Annotated in this window: 20 protein-coding genes; 5 read left to right on the forward strand and 15 right to left on the reverse strand. The window is 71.2% G+C overall.

All coding sequences use genetic code 11. The annotated features are described in order from the left end of the window. Nucleotides 1-16: 16 nt before the first annotated feature. From SNR22_RS01045 to SNR22_RS01055, 3 genes are read right to left on the reverse strand one after another with little or no spacing between them, the layout of a single operon-like run. Complete coding sequence (locus SNR22_RS01045; RefSeq protein WP_320064325.1) at nucleotides 17-853, reverse strand: SDR family oxidoreductase; 837 nt, start codon at nucleotides 851-853, stop codon at nucleotides 17-19. Next, nucleotides 850-1,830 (reverse strand): alpha-ketoacid dehydrogenase subunit beta, encoded by a 981-nt coding sequence (locus SNR22_RS01050; protein WP_320064326.1) that lies wholly within the window; start codon nucleotides 1,828-1,830, stop codon nucleotides 850-852. Before SNR22_RS01050 ends, SNR22_RS01045 begins: the two co-directional genes overlap by 4 nt. Continuing rightward, a complete protein-coding gene (locus tag SNR22_RS01055) occupies nucleotides 1,823-2,758 on the reverse strand; it encodes a thiamine pyrophosphate-dependent dehydrogenase E1 component subunit alpha (RefSeq protein ID WP_320064327.1) in 936 nt (311 codons plus the stop codon). The genes SNR22_RS01050 and SNR22_RS01055 overlap by 8 nt, the downstream gene beginning before the upstream one ends. 131 nt (nucleotides 2,759-2,889) lie before the next feature. Between SNR22_RS01055 and SNR22_RS01060 the strand changes: the two genes are divergently transcribed. After that, complete coding sequence (locus SNR22_RS01060; protein ID WP_320064328.1) at nucleotides 2,890-4,020, forward strand: mandelate racemase/muconate lactonizing enzyme family protein; 1,131 nt, start codon at nucleotides 2,890-2,892, stop codon at nucleotides 4,018-4,020. A gap of 96 nt (nucleotides 4,021-4,116) precedes the next feature. On the opposite strand, the gene SNR22_RS01065 is transcribed toward SNR22_RS01060, so the two are convergent. The 6 genes from SNR22_RS01065 to SNR22_RS01090 form a co-directional block, all read right to left on the reverse strand. Beyond that, nucleotides 4,117-4,473: an L-rhamnose mutarotase gene (locus SNR22_RS01065; protein WP_320064329.1), complete on the reverse strand. Its 357-nt coding sequence runs from the start codon at nucleotides 4,471-4,473 to the stop codon at nucleotides 4,117-4,119. 79 nt (nucleotides 4,474-4,552) lie between these two features. Continuing rightward, nucleotides 4,553-5,386, reverse strand: coding sequence for a carbohydrate ABC transporter permease (locus SNR22_RS01070; RefSeq protein WP_320064330.1), 834 nt, complete (start codon nucleotides 5,384-5,386; stop codon nucleotides 4,553-4,555). Further along, a complete protein-coding gene (locus SNR22_RS01075; RefSeq protein WP_320064332.1) occupies nucleotides 5,383-6,342 on the reverse strand; it encodes a sugar ABC transporter permease in 960 nt (319 codons plus the stop codon). The genes SNR22_RS01070 and SNR22_RS01075 overlap by 4 nt, the downstream gene beginning before the upstream one ends. A 61-nt stretch (nucleotides 6,343-6,403) precedes the next feature. Further along, nucleotides 6,404-7,702, reverse strand: coding sequence for an ABC transporter substrate-binding protein (locus SNR22_RS01080; protein WP_320064333.1), 1,299 nt, complete (start codon nucleotides 7,700-7,702; stop codon nucleotides 6,404-6,406). 14 nt (nucleotides 7,703-7,716) lie between these two features. Further along, the gene (locus SNR22_RS01085; protein ID WP_320064335.1) at nucleotides 7,717-8,718 is read right to left on the reverse strand and encodes a Gfo/Idh/MocA family oxidoreductase; all 1,002 of its coding nucleotides are present in this window, start codon (nucleotides 8,716-8,718) and stop codon (nucleotides 7,717-7,719) included. Next, complete coding sequence (locus SNR22_RS01090) at nucleotides 8,715-9,947, reverse strand: M20 family metallopeptidase (protein ID WP_320064337.1); 1,233 nt, start codon at nucleotides 9,945-9,947, stop codon at nucleotides 8,715-8,717. The genes SNR22_RS01085 and SNR22_RS01090 overlap by 4 nt, the downstream gene beginning before the upstream one ends. Before the next feature lie 110 nt (nucleotides 9,948-10,057). Here SNR22_RS01090 and SNR22_RS01095 point away from each other — a divergent pair, with 110 nt between their 5' ends. Further along, nucleotides 10,058-10,885 carry an amidohydrolase family protein gene (locus SNR22_RS01095; protein ID WP_320064338.1) on the forward strand — a complete coding sequence of 276 codons (828 nt, stop codon included), beginning with the start codon at nucleotides 10,058-10,060 and terminating at the stop codon, nucleotides 10,883-10,885. Nucleotides 10,886-10,988: 103 nt separating this feature from the next. On the opposite strand, the gene SNR22_RS01100 is transcribed toward SNR22_RS01095, so the two are convergent. Further along, nucleotides 10,989-12,617 carry an alkaline phosphatase D family protein gene (locus SNR22_RS01100; protein ID WP_320064339.1) on the reverse strand — a complete coding sequence of 543 codons (1,629 nt, stop codon included), beginning with the start codon at nucleotides 12,615-12,617 and terminating at the stop codon, nucleotides 10,989-10,991. A 93-nt stretch (nucleotides 12,618-12,710) separates the two neighbouring features. Here SNR22_RS01100 and SNR22_RS01105 point away from each other — a divergent pair, with 93 nt between their 5' ends. Then, nucleotides 12,711-13,640 (forward strand): diacylglycerol/lipid kinase family protein, encoded by a 930-nt coding sequence (locus tag SNR22_RS01105; protein ID WP_320064340.1) that lies wholly within the window; start codon nucleotides 12,711-12,713, stop codon nucleotides 13,638-13,640. Between the two features lie 121 nt (nucleotides 13,641-13,761). On the opposite strand, the gene SNR22_RS01110 is transcribed toward SNR22_RS01105, so the two are convergent. After that, nucleotides 13,762-14,328, reverse strand: a complete 567-nt coding sequence (locus SNR22_RS01110) for a snapalysin family zinc-dependent metalloprotease (RefSeq protein ID WP_320064341.1) — start codon at nucleotides 14,326-14,328, stop codon at nucleotides 13,762-13,764. Nucleotides 14,329-14,463: 135 nt separating this feature from the next. On the opposite strand from SNR22_RS01110, the gene SNR22_RS01115 reads away from it, so the two are divergent. Further along, a complete protein-coding gene (locus SNR22_RS01115) occupies nucleotides 14,464-15,828 on the forward strand; it encodes a carbohydrate-binding protein (RefSeq protein ID WP_320064343.1) in 1,365 nt (454 codons plus the stop codon). A 52-nt stretch (nucleotides 15,829-15,880) separates the two neighbouring features. On the opposite strand, the gene SNR22_RS01120 is transcribed toward SNR22_RS01115, so the two are convergent. From SNR22_RS01120 to SNR22_RS01135, 4 genes are all read right to left on the reverse strand, one after another. Beyond that, nucleotides 15,881-16,060 (reverse strand): hypothetical protein, encoded by a 180-nt coding sequence (locus tag SNR22_RS01120; RefSeq protein ID WP_320064344.1) that lies wholly within the window; start codon nucleotides 16,058-16,060, stop codon nucleotides 15,881-15,883. Nucleotides 16,061-16,208: 148 nt separating this feature from the next. Beyond that, a complete protein-coding gene (locus SNR22_RS01125) occupies nucleotides 16,209-17,081 on the reverse strand; it encodes an LLM class flavin-dependent oxidoreductase (protein WP_320064346.1) in 873 nt (290 codons plus the stop codon). Between the two features lie 119 nt (nucleotides 17,082-17,200). Next, entirely contained in the window at nucleotides 17,201-17,956 is a 756-nt protein-coding gene (locus SNR22_RS01130; protein WP_320064347.1) for a dienelactone hydrolase family protein, read from the reverse strand. A 95-nt stretch (nucleotides 17,957-18,051) separates the two neighbouring features. After that, the gene (locus tag SNR22_RS01135) at nucleotides 18,052-19,005 is read right to left on the reverse strand and encodes an ion transporter (RefSeq protein WP_320064349.1); all 954 of its coding nucleotides are present in this window, start codon (nucleotides 19,003-19,005) and stop codon (nucleotides 18,052-18,054) included. 321 nt (nucleotides 19,006-19,326) lie between these two features. On the opposite strand from SNR22_RS01135, the gene SNR22_RS01140 reads away from it, so the two are divergent. After that, nucleotides 19,327-24,954: a hypothetical protein gene (locus tag SNR22_RS01140; protein ID WP_320064351.1), complete on the forward strand. Its 5,628-nt coding sequence runs from the start codon at nucleotides 19,327-19,329 to the stop codon at nucleotides 24,952-24,954. Nucleotide 24,955 lies beyond the last annotated feature (1 nt).

Here is a 24,955-nt window from a genome sequence, read left to right on the forward strand (position 1 = left end):
CCTAGAGGGTGGGTGCTCAGCCCGTGCAGATCGTGCCGGCGAGGCCGGCACTGACCGGCGAGGCCAGCAGCACCAGCACCGAGGCGACGTCCTCGGGGCGGCCCAGCGTGGCCTCGATCGCGGCGACCCGCCCGCCCTCGCTGCCGTTGGCCCGTGCCTCGTCCAGCGACCGCCGCATCAGCGGCGTGTCGATGTCGCCCGGGCAGAGCGCGTGCACGCGGATCCCCTGTGGACCGAGCTGTCGGGCCAGTGTCAGCGCCAGACCGTGCAACCCTCCCTTACTCGCGCCGTAGGGTACCGATCCGGAGCCGGTCTGCACGCCTGCCTTCGAGCCGACCAGCACGAGCACCCCGTCGCCGGGGCTCAGGTGCCGGGCGGCGTGCTTGGCGACCAGGAACGGGCCGGTGAGGTTGACGGCGATGACCCGCGCCCAGAGCTCGACGGGCACGTCGCGCACGTCCAGCCCCTGGCCGCGCATGACCCCCGCCACGTGCAGCACGGCGTCGACGCCGCCCAGTTCGGCAGCGGCGGCGTCGAGCGCCCCCGCGACCTCGGCCTCGACGGTGACGTCCACGCCGAGGGCGCAGGCGCTCGCCCCGGCGGTCCGGGCTTCGGCGGCGGCGGCGTGCGCGCCGGCGGCGTCGGCGTCGAGCACGGCGACGGCCGCGCCAGCCGCGGCGACGGCCAGTACGGTGGCCCGGCCGATGCCGGAGGCGCCGCCGACGACGACCACCCGCCGGCCGGCCAGCAGGCCGACCGACGGGACGGTCGGCCGAGAGCCGCCGCCCAGGCCCGGTCCGGGCGACGATGTGCCGTCGCCGCGCGGACCGACCGACGGGGTGGTGCCGCTCACGCCCGGACCGTTCGGCGCACCGCGTCGGCCACGGTGGCCGCCTCCGGGACCACGACGGCCTGGAGGGCAGGCGCGGCGGGCATCGGCACGTCCGGGGCGGCCACCCGGGCGACGGGGGCACGCAGGTCGGCGAAGCACTCGCCGGCCGCCCGGGCGGCGATCTCCGCGCCGAAGCCGCCGGTCAGGTTCGCCTCATGCGCGACGACCAGCCGGCCGGTGCGGGCCACCGACGCGGCGACGGTGTCGAAGTCCAGCGGGTTGAGCCAGCGCAGGTCGATCACCTCGACGTCCACGCCCTCCTCGGCGAGGGTAGCGGCGGCGTCCAGCGCCGCCGACACCATCCGGGACCAGGCGACGACGGTGACGTCGGCGCCGGACCGGACCACCCGGGCCCCGCCGATCTCCTCGACCGGGGCGTCGATGCGCACCGCGCCCCGGGTCGGGTAGAGCATCCGGGCCTCCGCGACCACCACCGGGTCGTCGCTGACGATCGCGGTGCGCAGCATCTGGTACGCGTCGTCCGGGGTGGCCGGCAGCGCCACCCGCAGCCCGGGGGTGTGCGCGAAGTACGCCTCCGGCGAGTGCGAGTGCTGGGCGCACGCGCCGGGCGAGTAGCCCTGCTGCATCCGGATCACCAGCGGGGCCTTCCACCGGCCGGCGCTGGAGTAGTGAATGGTGGCGATCTGGTTGACGATCTGGTCCATCGCCACGAACGAAAAGTCGGCGTACATGATCTCGGCGATCGGCCGCAGCCCGGTCATGGCCGCGCCGAGGGCCATGCCGAGGAAGCCGGTCTCGGAGATCGGGGTGTCGAAGATCCGGTCGGAGCCGAACCGCTTGTGCAGCCCCTTGGTGGCGCCGAACGGCCCACCGGGCAGCGCGACGTCCTCACCGAAGTAGACGGTGTCGGTCCGGCTGTCCAGGGCCCAGGTGAGCGCCGCGTTGACGGCCTGGATGTAGCGCAGCGACTCAGACATAGACGTGCTCCTTGGCGGTCGCCGGGTCCGGGGTGGGCACGGCGCGGGCGGCGGTGACGGCGGCTTCGATCTCGTCGGCCAGTTCGGCGTCGATGGCGTCGAGCCGGGCGGTCAGGGCGGCGTCGGCGGCCCGGCGGATGCGGGCCAGCGGCTCGCGTTCCCGGGCGGCGGCAATCTCACCGGCCGGGCGGTACTGCTGCGCGTCGCCGCTGTAGTGCCCGACGAGGCGCTCGGTCATAGCCTCCACGATGGACGGTCCGGAGCCGTCCCGGGCGCGGTCCACGGCCTCGGCGACCGCCTCGGCGACGGCGTCGGCGTCGTTGCCGTCGACCACCCGGCCGGGAACGCCGTAGCCGGGGGCGCGCTCGGCGAGTTGCCGGATGCGCACCATGTCGGAGATCGGCGACATCTCGGAGTAGACGTTGTTCTCGACCACCAGCACCAGCGGCAGGTCGAGCACGGCGGCCATGTTGATCGCCTCGTGCACGTTGCCCTGGTTCATCGCGCCGTCGCCGATGCTGACCACCGACACGGCCCCGCTGCCGGTGCGTTGCGCGGTGAGCGCCGCGCCGGTCGCGATCGGCACCCCGGCGCCCACGATGGAGTTCTCGCCGACGAACCAGCGCCCCGGGTCCGACAGGTACGGCGAGGCGGCCCGGCCGCCGCACAGGGCCGAGTCGTGGCCCATCATCTCGGCGAAGAGGCCGGTGAGGTCGACGCCCCGGGCGATTGCCCAGCCGTGCCCCCGGTAGGTCGCGGTGACGTAGTCCCCGTCGCGCAGCGCCCGGCTGGCACCGACCGGGATGGCCTCCTGGCCGTTGCACAGGTGGATCGAGCCCGGGATCTCGCCGGCGTCCTTGAGGGCCGTCAGCCGCTCCTCGAACCGGCGGATCCGGGCCATGAGCCGGAAGTCGTCCAGCAGACCCATCACACCCCCCAGAGATAATTGAGCCTTATTCTGGCTCGTTGGTTGTGGAGCCTAGACCAGCAGTACAAGGCTATGGAAGAGTGCGGAAGCAAGTTTGTGGCCGTTATTGGTCTCTAATTTGGGGAGCAGGCATGGAGATCGCCGAGGTGCAGTCGGTGGTGCGCGGTGACGCCCACTTCGTCCAGGTGCGCGCGTCGGACGGGCTGACCGGGGTCGGCCAGTCCGCCTGCTGGGGCTACCCGACGGCCGTGCACGCCGTGGTCGAGACGTTCCGGCCCTACCTGCTCGGCACCGACCCGGGGCGGATCGAGCACCACTGGCACCACCTCTACCGGATGGGCCCGTTCCGGGGCTCGGTGCTCTCCGCCGCCGTCTCCGCCGTCGACCTGGCCCTCTGGGACCTGCTGGGCAAGCGGCTCGGCGTGCCGGTGTGGCAACTGCTCGGTGGGCGGGTGCGCGACCGCATCCGGCTGCACCTGCTGCTCGGCGGCACCGGTGCGGAGACCCTCGCAGGCCAGGCCGCCGCCGCCGTCACCGACGGCTTCACCGCCGTAAAGTTCGACCCGCTGCCGGCGAACTACGCCGACCTGTCGCAGGCCCGCCTCGTAGCCGAGGCCGAGGCCACCACGGCGGCGGTGCGCGACACCGTCGGCAAGGACGTCGACCTGCTCATCGAGCTGCACCGCAAGCTCACCCCGTTGCAGGCCGAGGCGGTCGTGCCGGCGCTGGCCCGGCACCACCCCCTGCTGGTGGAGGACCCGATCCAGATCGACAGCGTGAGCAGCCAGGCCGAGGTGGCCCGCCGGGCCCTCGGCGTGCCGATGGCCAACGGGGAACGGCTGCACACCATCTGGGAGTTCAAGGAGCTGCTGGCCCAGGGCGGCGCCCAGTACGTCCGGCCCGACGTCGGGCTGGCCGGCGGGCTCAGCCACGCCCGCAAGATCGCCGCACTGGCCGAGGCGTACCACGCGGCCGTGGTCACCCACAACTGCCTCGGCCCGCTGCTGACCATGGCCTCGGTGCAGCTCGACACGGTCATCCCGAACTTCGTCACCCAGGAGTACTCCCCGATCGACGACCAGCTCGCCGACGGGCCGGCCCGGGCCTGCGTCCGCCGCGAGGGCGGATTCCTGCCGGTGCCGCAGGCCCCCGGGCTGGGCGTCACCCTCGACCTGACCGACACCCGTCCGCTGGACCTGACCGGCCGGCCGCTGACCCGCATCCCGCTGCGCGCCGACGGCTCCATCGCCTACGCGGTGTAAGGAAGGGCCCCTTGTTAACGCCTCCGGTAGAGAAGGGAACCCCTCTCACCGCAGGGAACGTGGCCCGGCGGGCGAGCGCCGGGCCACGTGGCGTAGCTAGGGGGCAGGCGGCGGGTGACCGGGGTGGTGGAACACGCGCGACGCCCACAGGGGCTCGCCGTCGGCGTCGGCGATCTCGGCGAAGAGGTGCGCCAGCGACGCCGTCCAGCGGGCCTGCACGTCCGAGGCGCCGGTGACCGCGCCGGCGCGGGCGAAACCCCAGCGGGTGCGCAGCACGCAGATCAGCAGCGGGCCACGCCGGTAGATGGCGTAGTCGTAGATGCCCGCCTCATCCAGCAGCGCGGAGAGCTCCGGCCACACCTCGGCGTGGCGGCGCTCGTACTCGGCCTCCGCGCCGGGGTGCAGCCGGTACAGGTGGCAGACCTGCTCCCCCGGCCCGGCGGTCGCACTCACCGGACGCCCCGCTGGGCCGGGGGCAGGGGCGCCACCGGCCCGGGTGGACAGGAGGCCACCCTGGGTGTACCGGGGACCGTCACTTGCCGGAGCCGGCGAGCGCGCCGGCGACGAGCTGCCGCTGGAAGACCAGGTAGATGATCAGCACCGGCAGTAGCGCGACGATCAGGCCGGCGCTGACCAGCGGCACCGACACGTCGTACTGGCCACTGAGCAGGGAGACGCCGACCATCAGTGTCTTGCTGTCCGAGCCACCCATGATGACCAGAGGCAGCAGCAGGTCGTTCCACATCCAGACGAAGTTGAAGATGGCCAGCGCCGCCAGGGCCGGGGCGGCGATCGGGGCGAGCAGCCGGAACAGGATCGTCAGGTGTCCCGCGCCGTCGACTCGGGCCGCCTCGATCAGCTCGTCGGGAATCTGCTGGAAGTACCCGGCGAGCTGGTACGTCCCCAGCGGCAACCCGAACGCGGCGTACGCCAGGATCAGGCCCTGGTACTCCCCGGACATGCCCAGGTCCAGCACCGTCTGGTAAAGCGGGTAGATGATCGCCTGGCTGGGAATGGTCAGCGTCACGATGATCAGCAGGAAGACCACCTTCCCGCCTCGGAACCGCAGCTTCGTCACCGCGTACGCGACCAGCAACGCGGCGAACATCGACAGCACCAGCCCGCCGACGGTGGTGATCAGCGAGTTGAGCAGCAGCCGGGGCATGTTCATCCGGCGGAACGCCTCGAGGTAGTTGTCCAGGGTGATCCCGCCCGGCAGGCCCAGCGGGTCGTTGGCGAAGCCGGACTGCGTCTTCAGCGAGCTGACCACGGTGAACAGCAGCGGGTAGATTGCCGCGACGGCGACGACGACCAGCGCGAAGGTCAGCAGGTAACGCCCGATCCGGGCGGAGTGGCGCGGGTTCATCGCGGCTTCCGGGTCCCCTCTGTGAACATGTGCCGCACGCTGAAGATCGACAGCACGGCGACGAAGACGAACAGGGCGATGCCGATGGCCGAGCCATAGCCGCGGTCCAGGAACTGGAAGGTGGTGAGGAAGACCAGGTACTCGGGGAGCATGGTGGCGTCGCCCGGCCCGCCCTGGGTCAGCGCGTAGATCAGCGGGAAGAGCCAGATCAGCACGCCGGAGGCGCAGAGCACGCTCCAGTACGCCACGGTCGGGCGCAGCATCGGCACGACCACCGACCACAGCTGCCGGAAGAACCCGGCGCCATCGAGGCGCGCCGCCTCCAGCAGCTCCTCGGGGATGGTGGACAGCCCGGCCAGATAGGTCATCACGCCGAGCCCGAACATGCTCCACAGGGCGACCGCCACGAGCGAGAACAGCGCGCTGTACCGGCCGTTGAGCCACTCCAGCGCCAGCGGCTCCAGGCCGACGGTGCGCAGCAGTGCGTTCAGCGGCCCGTCGGGGGCGAGGATCTGCCGGAACATGATGCCGACCACGATCGGGGCGATGGTGTACGGCACGAAGTAGACGGCCCGGAAGAACTTCCACCCCGGCGACCGCTGGTGGATCAGCAGCGCCAGCACCAGCGGGAGCACGATCCACACCGGCAGGGTGGCCACCACCATCAGGGCGTTGCGGAAGCTGGTGAGCACCATCGGGTCGTCGAGCATCCGGGTGTAGTTGTCCGCCCCGGCGAACTCGCTGCCGCCGAATCCGCTGGACGACTCGAGGCTGGTAATCACGCCCCGCCCGAGGGGCACCAGCTTGAACAGCACGGCCAGCACGAGGGCGGGCAGCACCAGCGCGGCACCGAGCCACCACTCCCGGGCCCGCCCGGGCCGTGGCGAACGGCGGGCCGACGCGGGCGGGGTGTCGTCGGCCACCGGCTCCGACACCGGCGCGGTGGAGATCGTCATCAGGGTCCTTCCCCGGGTGGGACCGGGCGGGGCGACACCACGTCGCCCCGCCCGGAGGTGACTACTTGGTCTGCTTCTTCGTGGGGCTGCGCTCCAGCGCCTGCTGCATCGAATCGGCCCACTTGTCGACGGTGAGCTGACCGAGGGTGACCTGCTGCCAGCCACGGGCCAGGGCGTCGGCCTCCGGGCCGGAGAGCATCACCCCGGCGTGCAGGGTCGGCTGGGCGACCAGTTCCTGGATCTTGCGGAATGCCGGCGACGAGGGCAGCAGCGCCTTGTCGACGTTCTTGTTCAGCGGCTGGCCCTTGGCGAGCTTCACCCAGAGCTCACCGTTCTCCTTGCCGGCCAGCCAGGAGATGAACTCCAGGCCCGCTTCCTTCTTCTCGCTCCACTGGGTGACGCCGTAGACGGCGCCCTCGATGCCGGAGAACTTCTGCGCCAGCGGCGCGGAGGGGTCGACCGCCGGCCACCGGGTGACGCCGAGCTTCTCCTCGCCGAGGGCCTTGCCGAACGCGTCCCAGTTCACCGCGTCGGAGATGATGGTGCCGGCGAACGCGGCGTCGCCGCGCTGGAAGATGTCGGCGCCGTCCGGGAGCATGGTGATCGACGGAGCGTTCTTGTTCGCCCAGCCCTTGGTGGTGATCTCGGCGAGCTTCTCCAGCACCGCGACGAGCTTCGGGTCCTTCCAGGACAGCTTGCCGGCGAGCAGGGCCCGGACGTCATCCTCGGTGAGGTAGTTACGGGCGATCTCGGGGAAGTCCCAGTACGCCGGGAAGGTGCCGGACAGGCCGAGGGCCAGGCAGGTCTTGCCGGCCTTCTTCACGGCGTCGCAGGCGGCGCCGAACTCGTCCCAGGTCACCGGGGGCTTCTCCGGGTCGAGCCCGGCGGCGGTCAGGACGGCCTTGTTGTAGTAGAGGACGTTGCCCTGGTAGGAGAAAGGCACGCCGTAGCAGGACTTGGCCGTGTCGAAGCCCTCACACGCACCGCTGTAGGTGACCAGGTCCTTGTTGATCTCGGCGGCCTTGTCGCCCAGCGGCACGTACGCGCCGCGCCGGTCGAACAGCTCCAGCCCGGCGTTGTTGGCCATCACGTCCGGCCCGGACTTCGAGGTGATGTACGGGCCCTGCACCTCGGGGTACTTGTCGAACGGGACGGACTGCATCTCCAGCTTGATGTCCGGGTGGGCGGCCTCGAAGGTGGTCTTGACCTGCTTCCAGTACTCCGTGCCACCCGGCTCCCAGGTCAGCACCTTCAGGGTGACCGGGCCGCCGTCGGCGGCGTCGTCACCGCCGCAGCCGGTCAGTAGTGCGGCGGCGGCCATGCCGGCGGCGAGGACGCCGGCCAATCTCCGTCGAAACATCGGGATAGCTCCTGTCAGAAGTGAGGGCTCGGGGGGACCCGGCGGACGGCGCCGCCGGCGGAGGCGCTGTCGACCACGGCCTCGGCGACCCGCACGACGTGCAGGCCGTCGGCGAGCGGGACGACCGGCGTCGGTTCGGTGCCGTCGACCTGGCCGAGGAAGTGCCGCAGCTCGGCGGCGAGCGCTCCGCCACCGTCGACCGGGGAGAGGAGCCAGTCGGGCGCGTCGGTCGACTCGCCCTGGATGAGCAGGGTGGGATGGCCGAGGTCGACGTGCGCGACACCGTCGGTGCCGTACACCTCGACCAGGTCCGAGATGTGGTTGGGGGTGTGCTCGGGGAGCAGGTAGCTGTTGCGGATCGACGACACGACGTCGTTGGCGTGCCGCAGCTCCGCCCACACCAGGACCGGGGTCGCCGATCCGGGTCGGGTCCGGGCCGTCGCGCGGACCTCGACCACGGGCGCTCCGGCGTACCAGAGGGCCAGGTCGATGTCGTGCACGGCGGTGAGCAACGCGGGGTGTTCGCGCGGGAAGATCCGGCTCAGCGTCCGGGGCCGGTCGCGGCGGGACGAGACGGCGAGCACGTCGCCGAGCCGTCCGGCGCGTACCGCGTCGTGCAGCGCCCGGTACGGGGCGCTGTGCCGCAGGATGTGGCCCGGTTGGCAGAGCACGCCGGTGCGCTCGGCGACGGCCACGATGGCGGCGGCGTCGGTGCCGGTCGCCGCCAGCGGCTTCTCCACCAGCACGGGCACCCCGGCGGTGAGCAGGTCCACGGCCACCGGGCGGTGCGCCGGGCCCGGCACGCAGATCGACGCCGCGTCCGGCGGGCCGGCCGCGAGCAGATCCGCCACGCAGGCGTACGTCTCGGGCACGTCGTGCTCGGCGGCCACCCGCCGGCGGGTCGCGGCGTCCGGCTCGACCAGGGCCCGCACCGGCACCCCGAGCGACCGGTACGCGGCCAGGTGCCGGACGCCGAACGCCCCGGCGCCGATCACCGCGACGGACGGGCGGCTCATGCCCCGACCGCCTCGACGCCAACGGTGCCCACGGCCGGAGCAGCAGCAACCGCAGCGGCCGGAGCGAGCCGGCCGGCGAGGACGGCCCGGGTGAGGCGTTCCAGGGCGGTCACGCCCACACCGATGCAGCGTTCGTCGACGTCGAAGGCACCGGAGTGCAGCGACGCCCCGCCCCGCTCGCCGGTAACGCCGAGCTTGACGTACAGGCTGGGGCCGAGTGCGCCGAGCAGGGCAAAGTCATCGGTGGTCAGCGGTGGCTCGGTCAGATCGGCGACCTCGACCACACCGGGCAGCTCGGCGTGCGCGAGCGCCACCAGCGGCGCGGCGTTGCGCACCGGGGGCATCTCGTTGGCCCAGGTGAACCGCAGGCCCAGCTCGAGTGCGGCGGCCTGCTGTCGGGCGATCCGCTCAATGACCTGCTTGAGTCGCTCGCGGATGGTCTCGTCGTGGGTGCGCAGGGTGCCGGTCGCCTCCGCGCGCTCGGCGACCTGGCTCTGGCTGGCCCCGCCGGCGATCGTGCCGATGTTGAAGGCGACCAGCTCGTGGGGGTTACGGGAGCGGGCCACTCCAGCGTGCAGCATATTGATGATGCCGGCCAGGCCGAGGATGGCGTCCCGACCCAGCGCGGGGGTGGCGGCGTGCGCGGCCCGGCCGAGCACCTCGATCCGGAACGCGTCCTTCGCCGCCATCGCGATCGCACGGTCCACCCCGACCGTGCCCGCGGGCAGGTCGGGCCAGCAGTGCAGACCGAGGACGGCGTCGAAGCGCCGGCCACGCAGCGCCTCGTCGGCGAGCACCGCGGCGGCACCGGACTCCTCGCCGAACGGGATCTCCTCGGCCGGTTGGAACAGCACGGTCACCGAGCCGTTGGCGGGCGGGTCGGCCGCGAGCCGGGCCGCGACGCCATACACGACGCTCATGTGCACGTCGTGTCCGCAGGCGTGGCAGACACCCGGATTGCCCGATGCCCAGGGCACCTGCTTGGCGTCCTGAACCGGATAGGCGTCCATATCGGCCCGAAGTAAAACGGAGAGGCCCGGAGCACGCCCTTCGATCTCGGCCAGGAGGCCGGTGCCGGCAATTCCGGACCGGACACGGGCGATCGGGGCGAGCCTTCCGGCGAGCGTCACCGCCGTCCGGTTCTCCATGAACCGCAGCTCCGGGTGTTGATGGAACTGACGGCGGAGCCGTACCAGATCGTCGTCAACATCCTCGTGCGCCTGCACCACGCGGTCCACCCCTCGCCTGCGGCCGATAATCCGGACCTAATTGAGACAAGAACCTAGGCGAGGGCTCCTCCGGCGTCAATGGTCCGGCCGGAATCGGTTAGGGTCCGGCCATGCCACGCGCCGACGCACACCTGCACCTCTTCGCCGACGGCTACCCGGGCCGCTACGGAAGGTCACCGGCCGGGGGAAACGAACTCGCCATTTACCAGACGTTGCGCCGCGAACACGACATCGACCTGGCGCTCGTGGTCGGCTACGAGGGCGGGCCGGAGTTCGCCGATAACAATCGGCACCTGGCGCGGCTCGCGGCCGCGCACGACTGGATCGCACCGCTGGCGTACGTTTCGGCCACCGGCACCGACGCCGCCGGGCTGGACCGACTCCGGTCGGCCGGGTTCGCCGGCATCGCCGCGTACCTGCCCGATCCGGCTTCGGCCGACGCGTTCGCCGACTGGGCCGCGACGGCGGCCGGGGCGCTCAACGACGCGGCGGCGGTGATCAGCCTCAACGCCACCCCGGAGGCCACCGGCCGGCTCGGCCGGGCGCTGGCCGCCCTCGACGGGTGCGCGGTGCTTCTCAGCCACCTCGGCCTGCCCGGCCTGCACGCGACAGTGCCGACCCCGGAGGCGGCCGAGGAGCGGCTCGCACCCCTCACCGGCCTCGCCCGGCTGCCCCACGTCGGGGTCAAGCTCTCCGGCCTGTACGCCGTCAGCGACCCCGCCGAGGCGTACCCGCACGCCGCCGCCCGGCCCTTCGTCGAGCTGGTGCTGGACCGGTTCGGCCCGGCGCGGCTGTACTGGGGTTCGGACTTCTCCCCCAGCCTGGACCACGTGTCGTTCGCCCAGACGCTGCACCCGGTCGGGCTGGGCGGGCTCACCGCCGCCGAGACCGCCGACGTCCACGGCGGCAACCTCCGCCGCGCCCTGGGCCGCCGCTGACCCGCCGATCCCCGACACGCCTCCGGTGGCCGGGACGGGGCGCCGGGGATCGGCGGCGGGATGCGGGGCGGGCGGATCGATCACGCCCGCCCCGCGACGGGCTCTACGCCGGGGGCGCGGCCTCCTGGCGCAGCACCGACGAGCCGACCCCAACGGACCAGCCGGCCGCCCACCGGCTGGCGCTGTTCGGCCGGGTCCGGTCGGCCAGGTGGTACCAGTCCATCCGGCACCGCTGCCGGGTCACCTCCAGAACGCCGTAGCCGTGGCCGTCCAGCTCCGTCCAGCGCACGTGCTTGTTGGTCGCCCGCAGCAGCGAGGCCCCCAGGGTGCTGAGCGGGTTGCGCTCCGGCAGGCCGAGGAAGTCGTTGATGTTGTCGCTGGTCATCGACGGAACGACGAACTCGGCGGCGATCGGGGCGGACCCGCCGGTGGCCCGGGTGGTCACCTCGTTGGCCCAGGAGGTGTGGATGTCGCCGGTCAGGAAGACGACGTCGCGGGTTGCGGTGGCAAGCAGGTGGTTGACCAGCTCGTTGCGGTCGGCGTTGTAGCCGTCCCACTGGTCGGCGTTGAGCGCCGCGCCGTTCTCGGGAATGCCGAGCAGCTTGCCGAGCGGGCCGAGCAGCCAGGCGGGGAGCGCGCCGACGTCCAGCCGGGCGATCATCACCGGGTTGCCGACCAGCTTCCACCGGGCCGTCGAGGCGGCCAGGCCGTTCTTGAGCCAGGACATCTGGGCGTCCCCGGTGATCGTCCTCGCCGGATCGTCGACGGCTGTGCCGGACGCCTGCTGCGACCGGTACGTCCGCAGGTCCAGCATGGACAGCTCGACCAGCTTCCCGAAGCGCAGCCGCCGGTAGATGGCCTCGTCGACGCCGGTGCGCACCGGCATCCACTCCACGTACGCCCGCCGGGCGGCGGCCACCCGGTCGGCGTAGTCGCCCTCGGTTCCCGGGGTGTGGTTCCCCGCGCCACCGGACCACTGGTCGTTGGCCACCTCGTGGTCGTCCCAGGTGATCACCCAGGGCACCGAGGCGTGCAGCGCCTGGAGGTCCGGATCGGTCTTGTACAGCGCGTGCCGGATCCGGTAGTCCGCGAGGGTCAGCGCCTCGTGCGCCGGCAGGACCGGGCGAACCACCGTGCCGCCGGCGTCGAACTCACCGGTGCCGTACTCGTAGAGGTAGTCGCCGACGTGCACGACGAGGTTGAGGTCGCCCCGGTCGGCCAGCCGCCGGTACGCCGAGAAGTAGCCCGCCTCCCAGTTCGAGCAGGAGACCACCCCGAGGCGGAGCCGGTCGATGTCGGCGTCGGCCGGCGGCGCGGTCATCGTCCGCCCGGTCGCCGACCACGCCCCCGCGTACCCGAACCGGTACCACCAGGTGGTGGCGGGGGCCAGGCCGGTGACCGCCACCTTCACGGTGTGGTCGCGGGCCGGTCCCGTGCTAAGCGTGCCCTGCGCCGTCACCGTGGAGAAGTTGGGGTCGGCGGCGACCTGCCAGGTCACCATCGCCTCGGGGCCGACACCGGAGCCGGGCTGCGCCGCGTCGGTCGGCGTCAGCCGGGTCCACAACAGAATGCCGTCGGGCAGCGGGTCGCCGGAGGCCACGCCGTGCCGGAAGGCCCCGCCGGCCGCGCGGGCGGGGGCCTGGCCGGACATGGTGGCGCCCACGAGCGCAGCCGTGCCGGCCGACGCGCCGGCCATCCGCAGGATGGTACGACGGTCGATAGTGTTCGTCATGCCTGATGTATTTACCGTCATCAGCGCCGATCCGCTGCCCCGTGCCGCGAGTAGCTGCCGAGTCTTCACCGGGCGGAGATAGGGTCGGCACCCATGCGGACGAAGCAGGAGTTGGGCGCGGCCATCCGGCGACAGCGGCGGGCGGCGCTGGTGGTGAACGCCCGTTCGCGCCAGGGCCGCCGGCTCTACGAGCACGCCCGCACCCGGCTGGTGGAGGCCGGCTTCACCCTGCTCGGCTGCTACCCGACCGACCGCCCCGGTGAGCTGGAACAGAGCCTGGAGGAGGCCCTCGCCCTCGGGCCGGACCTGCTCGTGGCGGGCGGCGGCGACGGCACGCAGAGTGCCGCCGCGCGGCTGCTCGCCCACCGCGACGTCGCCCTGGGTCTGCTGCCGCTGGGCACCACGAACAACTTCGCCCGCACCCTCGGTCTCCCGCTCGACCTCGACGCCGCCGTGGCGGTCCTCGCCGACGGCAAGGTGATCGACGTCGACCTGGGGCTGGCCGGGGACGTGCCGTTCGCCAACCACGTCGGCGTCGGGCTGTCCGCCGACATCATGCTCCGAACGCCACCGGCGCTGAAGCGGGTCACCGGTCGGCTGGCGTACCCGGCCACCGCGCTGGCGCTGCTGGCCCGGCACCGGGCGCTGCGGGCCACCGTCCGCACGCAGGGAACGACGCACGAGTTCCACACCCACCAGATCTACGTGGCCAACGGCGGCTTCCACGCCGGGCGGCCGATCACGGCGGACGCCGACGCCGACGACCGACTGTTGGTCGCGTACCCGGTCGGCGGGCCGACCCGACGCGAGTTGTTGCGGGACACGGCCCGCAACGCGGCGACGGGTCACCGCCGCACGCTGACCGAGGCCCCGTTCCTCGCCGTCGGCGAGCTGTGGCTGGAGACCGACCGACCGGCGCGCGTCGAGGTCGACGGCGAGCTGTGCGGTCACACCCCGATCCGGATCGGCCTGGCCGCCAACGCGCTGCGGGTGATGGCCCCCGCCGACAGCCCGGACCGCTGACCAGTCGCCACACCGCTCCCAGGCCGCACGCCCTCCGGCCGTACGTGCTGGAAGCGGGGTGGGGCCGGGCCCGGCGCGGCGCGCCAAGCCCGGCCCCGGTGGTGGGTGGGCGGGGGTCAGGTCAGCGCTGGGCGCCGACGGTCGCCGGGGCCGGCCAGCTGCCGGTGAAGACCCCGGCGCCGGTCACGCTCAGGGGCGCGAAGCCGAAGTACGAGTCGACCCTGGCGGCCTCGGCGGCGCTCGGGTACGGGTTGGTGCAGGAGGTGCCGGCGCTGCCGCCGGACATCAGGAGGGCGCAGTTGCCGTTGTAGTTGTCCGGCAAACCGAGGATGTGCCCGATCTCGTGGGTCATGATCCGCAGCGGGCTGTACTGCTGGGCCTGGATGGTGTCGATGACTACGCGGCCGTTGCCGAGGCTCGTACGCTGGGCGTACGAGCCGCCGCCGGTGGTGTAGTAGATCATCAGGTTCGAGCCGCACTGGGCCATGTTGATGTTGTTGGTGTAGTTGTTCCAGATCGTGGCGGCCTGGTTGGCGTAGCTGGCGAAGGGGCCAGCCTGACTGGTGTTGTAGCAGACGTTGCGGACGGCGGCGGAGGCCGGCGCGGCCTGCACGGCGGTGAGGCCGAGCGTCGCCATCGCGGCAGCGGCGAGGGTGGCGAGGATCCGGGACACCTTGGACAGACGCATGAGTCACGCTCCACTGGGTGACGGGGTGAGCGGGGACCGGGTCAGCGTATTCATCGACATAGATCGATAGCAACGCCTCTTTTTATTTAACATTCTTTACTGATACGCTCCCGCCCATCGACGAGAGGAGATGTCATGAGACTTCGACGCGGGGCCACCGCCCTGCTGGCGGGGGCGACGCTGGCCGTCGCCACCGGGGCCCTCAGCGCCACGGGCGGTCTCGCCGCGGCGGCCACCGACCCGGCGAGGGCCGCCGCCGTGGCCTGCTCCGCCCCCGGCTGGGCCGAGGGCACCAGCTATCCGGCGGGCACCCGGGTCAGCTACGCCGGCCGGCTCTACCAGGCCCTCGTGACGCACACCCCGCCGGCCGGCGCGGGCTGGAACCCCGTTGCCGCGCCCGCCCTTTGGAAAGACCTCGGGGTCTGCGACGGCACCCCCACCCCCACCCCCACGCCCACGCCCCCACCGACCACACCTCCACCGACCACACCCCCGCCGACCACGCCTCCACCGACCACGCCCCCACCGACCACGTCCCCGCCGGGCGAGACCTGCGCGGTCAAGCCGAGGCCGGCCGGCAAGGTGCTCCAGGGCTACTGGGAGAACTGGGACGGCGCGGCCAACGGCGTGCACCCGCCGCTGGGCTGGATCCCGATCACCGACTCCCGGATCACCGCCCACGGATACAACGTGGTCACCACCGCGTTCCCGGTGATCCGCGCCGACGGCACCGCGCTGTGGGAGGACGGCATGGACGTCACCGTGAAGGTGCCCACCCCGGCCGAGATGTGCCGGGCCAAGGCCGCCGGCCTCACCGTCCTGATGTCCATCGGCGGCGCGGCGGCCGGCATCGACCTCGGCTCGGCGACCGTCGCCGACCGGTTCGTCGCCACCATCGTGCCGATCCTCAAGCGCTACAACTTCGACGGCATCGACATCGACATCGAGACCGGCCTGACCGGCAGCGGCAACATCAACCAACTCTCGACGTCGCAGGCGAACCTGATCCGCATCATCGACGGCGTGCTCGCCCAGATGCCCGCCGGGTTCGGCCTCACCATGGCGCCGGAGACCGCGTACGTCACCGGTGGCAGCGTCACCTACGGCTCGATCTGGGGCGCGTACCTGCCGATCGTCAAGAAGTACGCCGACAACGGCCGGCTGTGGTGGCTGAACATGCAGTACTACAACGGCTCGATGTACGGCTGCTCCGGCGACTCCTATTCGGCCGGCACCGTGCAGGGCTTCACCGTGCAGACCCAGTGCCTCAACAACGGGCTGACGATCCAAGGCGTGACGATCAAGGTTCCGTACGACAAGCAGGTGCCCGGCCTTCCCGCGCAGCCCGGAGCGGGCGGTGGCTACATGAGCCCGTCGCTGGTGTCGCAGGCGTACAACAGCGTCAGCGGGATCAAGGGCCTGATGACCTGGTCGATCAACTGGGACGGCTCCAAGAGCTGGACCTTCGGCAACAACGTGAAAGCCCTCCAGGGTCGCTGACCGAGCGGCTCCGGGATCACCGGCCCGGACCTTTCCGGGCCGGTGATCCCGTTCACCGCCCCGCGAGCTCCGAACGCACCAGCTCCAGCAGCCGCCCCAGCCAGTTGGCGCCGTCCGATCTCCAGTACCGCGACCCCCAATCGCGGTAGAGCAGCCGGGCGTCGCCGGTTTCCCTTAGCTTTTGCGCCATCGCCGGATGCCGGTCGAACTTGTCCCGTAGCAGCGCGGCCATCACACCGAGCCGGACCGCGGGCCAGCAGTCCCGCCGGGGTGCCTCCTCGGCGACAAGCCGGGCGTCGAGGCCGCGCTCAACGGCAGCGATCCGGTCGTGCCAGGCGGCGTCGGACCGGGCCCCGGACGCGCCCCGGCCGGTGCGTCGATCAGGCCAGCAGCGGACGGACGTCTCGGGCGACGAAGCGCACGAAGCCCTCCGGGTCGGGATCGTCCGGGGTCGGTTGCAGGACGATCGTGTCCGCCCCCGCCTCGGCCCACCGCCGCAGCCCGGCCGCCACCGCTTCGGCGTCGCCGGAGACTGCCCGGTCCGCCATCGTCGAGTAGCCCTGGCGTTCCCGCTCCCGCTCCAACCGCGCGTCGGCGTCCGGGCCGATGGCCGCATGCAGGTAGACGACGACCGGGTACGGGCCGGGCCGCCCGGCCTCTTCGCGGCCCTCGTCGACGAGGGCGCGCGCGTGGAGAACCCCCTGCGGGGTGGTGCCGCCGGTGAGAACCACGCCGTCGGCGACGGCGCCGCACAGCCGCATGGACTTCGGTCCTGTCGCCCCGGCCAGCACCGGCACCGGGGCCGGCGGAGGCCAGTCCAGCGCCACCTCGGAGAGCTGCACGTACCGGCCCCCGGTCGTCACCCGCTGCCCGGCCAGCAGCGCGCGCAGCGCCGTGAGGTATTCCCGCAGCAGGGTCAACGGCGACTCGACCCGGGCACCCACCTGCCCCATCCAGTCCTGCACGCCGTGGCCCACGCCGACGCGGAACCGGCCGGGGAAGAGCCGTTCGAGGGTGGCGACCTCCATCGCGGTCAGCGCCACGTTGCGCAGCGGCACCGGCAGCAGGCCCACCCCGACGCGGACCCGCTCGGTCCAGGCCAGGGCGGCGGCCGCCATGGCGACCCCGCTCTCCAGGAAGCAGTCCTCCCAGAGCCACAGCTCCTCCAGCCCGGCCTCGTCAGCGGCCAGGACAATGTCGCGCAGCCGCTCCGGCGGCGACTGCGGCAGGAACACCACGCCGAGATTCGTCATGCCGGTCATCGTCTCCCGGCCCGGCGGGGTGAGCCAAACACTGACGTTCGTCGCGGCGTCCGAAGGGTCGGCGGGTGCCGCGGGACACCGGAAACCGATCCCCACCTTCTCGACGTCGCTCAGCCGCGGAAGGTGCGGTCCAGCAGGTCGAACAGGGCGGCCCAGTGCCGCTCGGTGGCCCGCTCGTCGTAGGCGGCGGTGTCGGCCATGGTGAACCCGTGGGCGGCACCGACGTACAGCTCGGAGCGGTGCCGGACCCCGGCCACCTCGAGCGCCGCCTCCAGCGTCGCGATCTGCTCGGGCGTCATGGACCGGTCCTGGTCGGCGTGGGCGAAGTACAGCTCGCCGGTCACGGAGCCGACGCCCCGGTGAGGGCTGTCCGGCGCGTCGGTGACGACCCGGCCCGCGTGAAAGCTGGCCACCGCGGCGATCCGGTCGGGATGCGCCTCGATGGCGCGCAGGGCATTCATGCCGCCCATGCAGTAGCCGGTGACGGCCACCGGTCCGGGCGCGACGTCGGCCCGGGTGGCCAGGAAGTCCAGGTAGGCCGCCGTGTCCCCGGCCACCACCTCCGGGGTCAGCGCGGCGACGAGCGGCATGATCCGCTCGACGGCCCGGCCGCGCTCCGCCGGGTCGTTCAGGCAGGAGAGGTCGAACAGCGGGGCCCGGCCGGCCCGATGCAACAGGTTAGGCGCCAGCACGACGTGCCCCCGGGAGGCGATCCGCTCGGCCATCTCGATTAGCCGGGGCCGCAGGCCGAACACGTCCATGAAGAACAGCACGGCCGGGAACGGGCCGTCGCCGTCCGGCCGGGCCAGAATCGCGTCGGCGACGCCGTCGCCCACCGGCACGTCCACCGTCGTCGTGTGCGCCACGTCATCCTCCATCGGTCGTCAGCCCGCCGCACCCTACCCGCCCGGTCGCCGGCCCCGCTCCGGCCCGCCGGCCCCGCTCCGGCCCGCCGGCCCGGTCAGCCCGGGCCGTGGCGCGGTCGGGGTGGCCGGTCGTCCCGGTCGATGCGCAGCTCCCGTTCCAGCTCGCCGATGACGGCCCGCAGGTCGTCCAGCCGCTGGGTGAGCGCGATCCGGTCCAACTCGTCGGGCACTCCGTCGCCGTCCTCGTCGTAGCCGGGCCCGAGCCGCTCGGTCATCTCCAGGCGGCGGGCCTCCTCCATCGAGTTGACGATGACCGCGATCAGGATGTTGAGCAACAGGTTCACGGTGATGATGACGTAGCTGACGTAGTAGACCAATGTCCACGGAGACAGGGCCATGCCCTGCTCGACGAGGTCCGGCAGCGTCTCCAGGGAGAGCAGCACGAACAGGGTCAGCAGCGACCGGCCGATGTCGCCGTACTGCTCCGGCTGGGCCCTGCCGAAGATGAGCCAGCCGGCAATCCCGTACACGTAGAGGGTCACCCCGGCCAACGCGAGGAAGCCGGCGACGCCCGGCAGACTGCGCCACAGCGCCGCGACTATGGTGCGCAGACCGGGCGAGAAGCGCACCAGCCGCACCATCCGGGCCACCCGTACGATTCGCAACAGCGCGGAGTCGCCGTGCAGACCCGGAATGAAGATCGCCGCGATCACCAGGAAGTCGAAGACGTTCCAGCCATGCCGGAAGAAGTCCAGCGGCCGACGACCGTACGCCGCCATCCGGATGGCGATCTCGGCCACGAAAGCGGCCCGGAAGGCCCACTCCAGCCAGCTCAGCACCCCGCGCCCCGGCCCCAGCTCGGAGTACGTCTCGGCGCCGAGCACCGCCCCGTTGGCCAGAATGACGACGACGATTACGATCTCGAAGGGGCGCGACCCGGCGATCCGGGCGCACCGGCCGGCCAGGCCCCACGGCCGCTGCGGACCCCACGGCCGCTGCGAGCGCTGCGGCCGGTCCTCGCCCGACGCCGGCCGGAGTGCGTCGAGCATGGCCACCACCCTACCGGGGCCGAGGGGGCGTGACGCCGCACGGCCCCGGGCGCCACGACCTGTGTAAACGGAGAAGCGTCCGGACAGGATTCGCACATGTTCCCCGGGGTTGCCGGTAGCGTCGTGGCCGCTCGATGCGCGTCCTCCGACGAAATAGGTGTCGGGAACGAATGCGGGGACACTCAGGACTCCGACATGATCTTTAGTTTTTCCACCTCTTCCACCCCTGGTGATCTCCACCGGCCTCGGATAACCTCCGACCTCTCAGTCTTGACTGCCTCACGAATGGTGAGGCCAACTGGAGTCCGAAGGAAACGCATCGTGCCGCGCTTGAAAATAGCCTTCACCAGCCTGACTGATGATGATCTCCGTGAGCTTCTCATCGCCAGCCCGGCGCTCGTTTCGGCAGTCGCGCCGATGGCACGAGTCATGGCCACCGACCTGACGGAGGGAAGGACTCGTGCACTGCGCTCGCTCCGGTCGGCGGCGATGGCTGCCGACACCAACCGCCTGGGGTCCTGGCTGGAGCCGCTCCTGCACGATGTCGAAAACCGGTTACCGCGACACTTGCAGGGAAAACGGGTGGTCTCCGAGGAAGATCTGGATGCCCTGCTCGGTCACCTCCGCCGACATGAGCCATCCGCGGTGACTCTGATCTTCCTCGCCGCAGTGGCCGACCGCAGCGAGCGGGGGGGTGAATTCCTGGAGGATCGCTGGACCGACGTCATGGCACGCCTGATCGGCAAGACCGGCACAGCGTCTACCTCCGATGAATACGATCCCGGAACGTTCGCGTCCACATCGTCGGATCTCGGGTCTTCCGATCTCGGCAGGAAACTTCACGACCTCGCCGCGAGCGTGGCTCGGATCCGGTTCGAGAGCGGCGAGGTGGCCCGTACTCTGCAGGTTGCGGCCGACACCATCGATTCCGTGCGGCCGAGGGCGAACTCGCTTGCCGACGTCACAGCCTGGTTCGCGCGCGCGGACGGGGCCGCCAGGTCCGTCGGTGCGCTACTGGGGGTGGAACCGGCATCGCTGGCTGAGATGGCAGCAGCGCTGGATGACCGACAGAAAGCGGTCCGCGAGGCGGAGCACCGCTCCCGGCAGGCCGAGGAGGAGCGCCGCAAACGGGAGGCGGGCCGACGCATCCTGACGGATGCCGCAGCCCGGCTGCGCGAAGTCGGCCTGTACGACCAGGCCGAGGAGATTCTGGCGAGGCTTGGCATCGAGGAATCCCCGGCATCCGGAGAATCCGGCACGGCCGCAGTGCCCGGCGATGCGCCGAACAGCCCTGCGCCCGAGCAGATCGACGAAGCCGTCGCCGAGTGGCCGTCGGCTCCCCCGCCGGTCGAGAAGCCTGACCGACCGCCGTCCGCCCCGAAGCAGACAGCGGACGAGGGCACCGAACAGGCCGGCACCGCCCCCGAGAGCGAGGCACCCGGCCAGGACGCAACCCCGGCCGGAGCACCGAGGCCGGCCGACGCCGTGGTGGAGGCGCCCGAACTGCCCACCCGCGAAGCTGGGGAGACCGTTGCGACAGCGTCACCCTGGGACGAGGGTGAACCGCCACGGATCGTCTCGCTGGTCCTCGCCGGGGAGTACGGCCTGGCCTGCCTGCTGGCCAAGGCGGCGGGCGAGTCGAAGGTACGACGGCAGGCCATCCGCTTCTTCGCCGCCGCGATGAGCTGTGATCCGGCCGATCTCGCGGCAAAGCAAGCGGGCCTCGTCCCGGACGAGGAGGACCTCAACTCCGCAGGTGCCGACGAGGCCCGGGTGCTGCTCGCGGCATGCCTGCGCTTCGGGCTGACCGCCGGTTACTCCCCGGTAGGACTCCAGCAACTGGTGGATCGGGCCAGCATCGAGTCCGCTCCGTCGCACGACCTGATCGCACCGGCGGTGCAGACGGTTCACCGGGGACAGATTCGGCCCACGGTTGAGAACTCCAGCTTCCCGCAGTTGCTCAAGCAGTGGGATGGGCTCGCCGCCGCCGCGGAAGAACTGCGGAAAACGTTGCTGCAGCGCAACATCAAGCTCCCCCGGGCATCGCGCATCCTGCACGATCTGGTGAAGGACGGCAACGAGCTGGGTTCCGCCCTGATCCACATCGGACAGCTCGCGAACGCCGGCCCCCCGGCGGGCGGCAGTCCAGACGAACGGGTCAAGGAACTTCAGCGGCTCGCCACCCAGCTACAGGACCGGTCGAAGCTGCGCGCGCTGATCGACAAGGCGGACTCCCGCGTCAGCACCAACTCTCAACTGCGCAACGAGATAGTGGCGAACGCCCGGACCCGGTTGGAGGAGTCGATCGACGATGTCCGTGGATTCATCGACCGCAGCCTGGGGCTGTACTCAGCGATCCGTCAGGCCGTACCGACGACCGATTTCACTCAGATCGACGCGCTGCGGCGCGCTGCGGGCCAGTACCAGCCGCCGACGGAGATACGCACGGTCGGTTCTGCGGCACTGCACCAGCTCGCACTCTGGCTCGCCGAGGAACCGGCTCCGGTCGGCGCGTACACGGTTGAGGCCTTTGAACAGCACGCCGCCCGACTCGTGTTCGAAATGGGCCGGGACGAGAAGGGCCGTCCGAACGATCGGGTGACGCTGCGCCAGTTGCAGGGTGTGCTCGACGGGCGGACGCTCACCCAGGCGGTGCGCGGGCATCTCGAGCGGGGAAACGTCGCGATGGCCCTCCGACTGCTGGACGGCGCCCCGGAATTTGAGCAGGCCAACATGCTTCGGGACGAGTGCCAGCAGGCCAGGCGCGACCTGAAGCAGCAGCACGGTAAGAAGGTCGCCAAGGTGGAGGCCGCGATCGCCAAGCTCCGCTCGGTGGGCCGGGACGAACCCGCACACGAGATCGAGGAGAAGCTGGAAGAACTTCACGACACGTACGTCGATCGGTTCGACCTGACCAGGGCGCAGCTCGACCGGGTACTCGAAGAGGCCGAAGGGAATCTCGAGCAGCACCAGGAGGAACTACGCGAGCGGATCGATCGGCACTCCCCCTCGGACACCGACAAGGCCCGGATAAGCGCGCTACTGGACAACGGTGACGAGGTCACCGCAGAGGAATTCCTCACCCTGCTGGACTCCGGTCAGCCGCTACCCGAGGACAATGCCGAGTCGACCGACGACGACTTCACGGAATTCTTCCCTCGCGTCGTCGAGCTGGCCACCGCGGCAACGGCCGAGGCCAGCGATCCGAAGGATGACGTGATCGCGCAACTGCGGCGCAAGCAGGGCACCGGCGACTCGATGTCCGAGATCATCAGGGATGGCATCGCCTCGTGGCGAACGCTGCGCCAGCACCGGATCGCGAACACCCAGACCCCGCACCTGCGCCGTTCGATCGCCGACGTCCTGCGCATGTTGGGTCTCGTTCCGGCCGAGGGGAACTACCTCAACACCCTCTCCGACGCACCCCGTACCCGATCGGCGCTCTTCCAGGTGCGGGCGAAGCCGGCGGGCCGCTCTTACGTCCCGCAGTTCGGTACCCAGGCCAACGGCCGCTACAACGTGGCGATCATGTGGGAGCGGGCGACGCCCGGCCGTCTGCTGGGCCTGCTTCCGGACCGGCTCCGCACCGGTCCCAACATCATCCTGTACTTCGGCACTCTGCCGGCTCAGCAGCGCCTCCAGTTGCGGAGCCTGAGCAGCCCCGGCCGTGACACCAACGGAATGGTGCTGCTCGTCGACGAGGCGGTCATCGGCTGGCTGGCCTCTCGGGAGGAGCCCGACTTCCGCCTCACCCAGCGCATCACGCTGCCGTTCAGCTCCATCAATCCCTACACGCCGTTCGCCGGTGGTGACGTGCCCGACGAGGTTTTCGTCGGTCGGGACCGGGAACGGGCCGAGTTGGAGTCACCCACCGGCTCGATGTTCGTCTACGGCGGTCGGCAGCTGGGCAAGTCGGCACTGCTGCGCCGCGTCGAGAAGCTCTTCACCGAGAGCACGAGCCAGCCGTCCACCGGTCGCCGGGTGGCCCTCTACCTGGATCTGAAGTCCGAGGGCATCGGCGAGTCGCACGAGCCCAAGGAGCTTTGGGCCCTGCTCAATCGGCACCTCAAGTCGCTGGACGTGCTTCCGTCCGCGATACCGGCCAACGCGGGTCCGCAGGTCGTCTCCGACGGCATCAAGCAGTGGTTGGGCCAGGACGAGGCGAATCGGCTGCTGTTGCTGCTGGACGAGGCCGACCTGTTCCTCACCGCCGACTTCACCCCCTCGGAGTCCGGGGCCCGCTTCCAGACCCTGCAGGGGCTGAAGAACCTCATGGAATCCTCAGGGCGCAGGTTCAAGCCGGTGTTCGCGGGTCTGCACCAGGTCCAGCGCTTCCACGACTCGGCGAACACCCCCGTGGCGCATGGCGGCACCGACATTCTCATCGGACCGTTGCGGGCCGCCGAGGTGCGCAAGCTGGTCGTGGAGCCGCTGCGGGCAATCGGGTACGAGTTCGAACGCAACGAACTCGTCTGGCGCGTCGCGGCATTCACCAACTACCAGGCCAGTCTGGTGCAGATCTTCTGCGAGGCACTGGTCAATCACCTCCGCGAACGCTCGCTTCCGCCCTCGGGCGGTCGAATCACCATCACCAGCTACGACATCGATGCGGTGTACACCAACCGGGACGTCCGCAACCTCATCGGGCAACGCTTCCGCTGGACCATCAATCTGGACAATCGTTATCGGGTCATCGCCATCGTGGTCGCCCTGCTCAGCAACGATTCACCGGCCGGTGCCCGATTCAATCCGGAAGACCTGCGTGAGTACTGCGAGGCGTACTGGCCGGAGGCGTTCTCCAGCGACGTTCTCACCCGGAAGGAGTTCATCCGATACCTCGACGAGATGGTCGGGCTGGGTGTGCTGCGACGCATCGGCGAGTCCTACGGCATGCGCTCGCCGAACGTGGTCGCCATGCTCGGCACGCCCAGCGCGCTCGATCACGAACTGCGTGAGGCATCCGTGCACTTCGAGCTGCCCTACGAGTACAACCCTACGATGAGCCGCGCGGCGATGCCAGCAGCGAGCCGCCGGTCCGCCCCGCGACGCTCTCCGCTGACTGACGCGGACATCGCCGACCTGATTGGCGAGCGCAACCACGACAGCGGCAACACCTCACGCGTCCTTCGTGCCGGTAGCCGTTACTCCACCGCCCTGGTGACCGGCTCATCCGCGCTGGGAATCGACCGGGTGGTGCAGGCCCTCACCATCAGCGCCGATGCCCGCGGACGGCTCCAATTTGAAAGCACAACGCTGGCGGAGGTGCCCCGGCTCCTCTCCGACAACAGCGGGGGACGACACCGGTTCCTCCTGGTGGAATGCCCACCGGGACGGCAGCAACAGTTCGAGGCTGAGTACGCGCGTGCGCTACGCGCGGTCGCCGCGCTGCGCACCGTCCGTGCCATCGTGGTCGTCAACTCAGCCGAGTACCCGGTGCCGGAGGAGAATTCCGAGGCCTCGGGCGAGATGCTGCGGTTGAGTCTGCGCCGCTGGTCGGTCGAGGGCCTGCGGGCGTGGCACGACTTCCCGTTCGACAACCCTCAGGAACGAGGCCGACTGCACGAGTTGACCTCCGGCTGGCCGGCCCTTGTCGAGAACGCCGTCCTGCTGGTCTCGGAGGGGCGCTCCACCGAGGATGTGCTGGACAGCCTCGCGGTCCCCTTCCCCGATCCGCAGCCGGCCGCAGCCTTCCTGTCCCAGGCCGGGCTCGGCGAACACCTTGATGAGGCGGTTCTGTGGGCACAGTACTGTGCCACGATCGATCCGGTCACCCACCGAATCGTCGTGGAGGCGGTCACCCACGACGACCTGGAAGCCATCTGGAACCATGACGCGAAACACCTGGTCGACCGCTTGGTCAACCTGGACATCGTCGAGCAGGACGCCACGGGCAAAGGATGGGTCCTGGACCGCATCGTGGCGGCCGCGCTGCTCCGCTGTGCCGGATAAG

Origin of the sequence: Micromonospora sp. RTGN7, assembly GCF_033804645.1 — a bacterium.
Lineage (GTDB): Bacteria > Actinomycetota > Actinomycetes > Mycobacteriales > Micromonosporaceae > Micromonospora.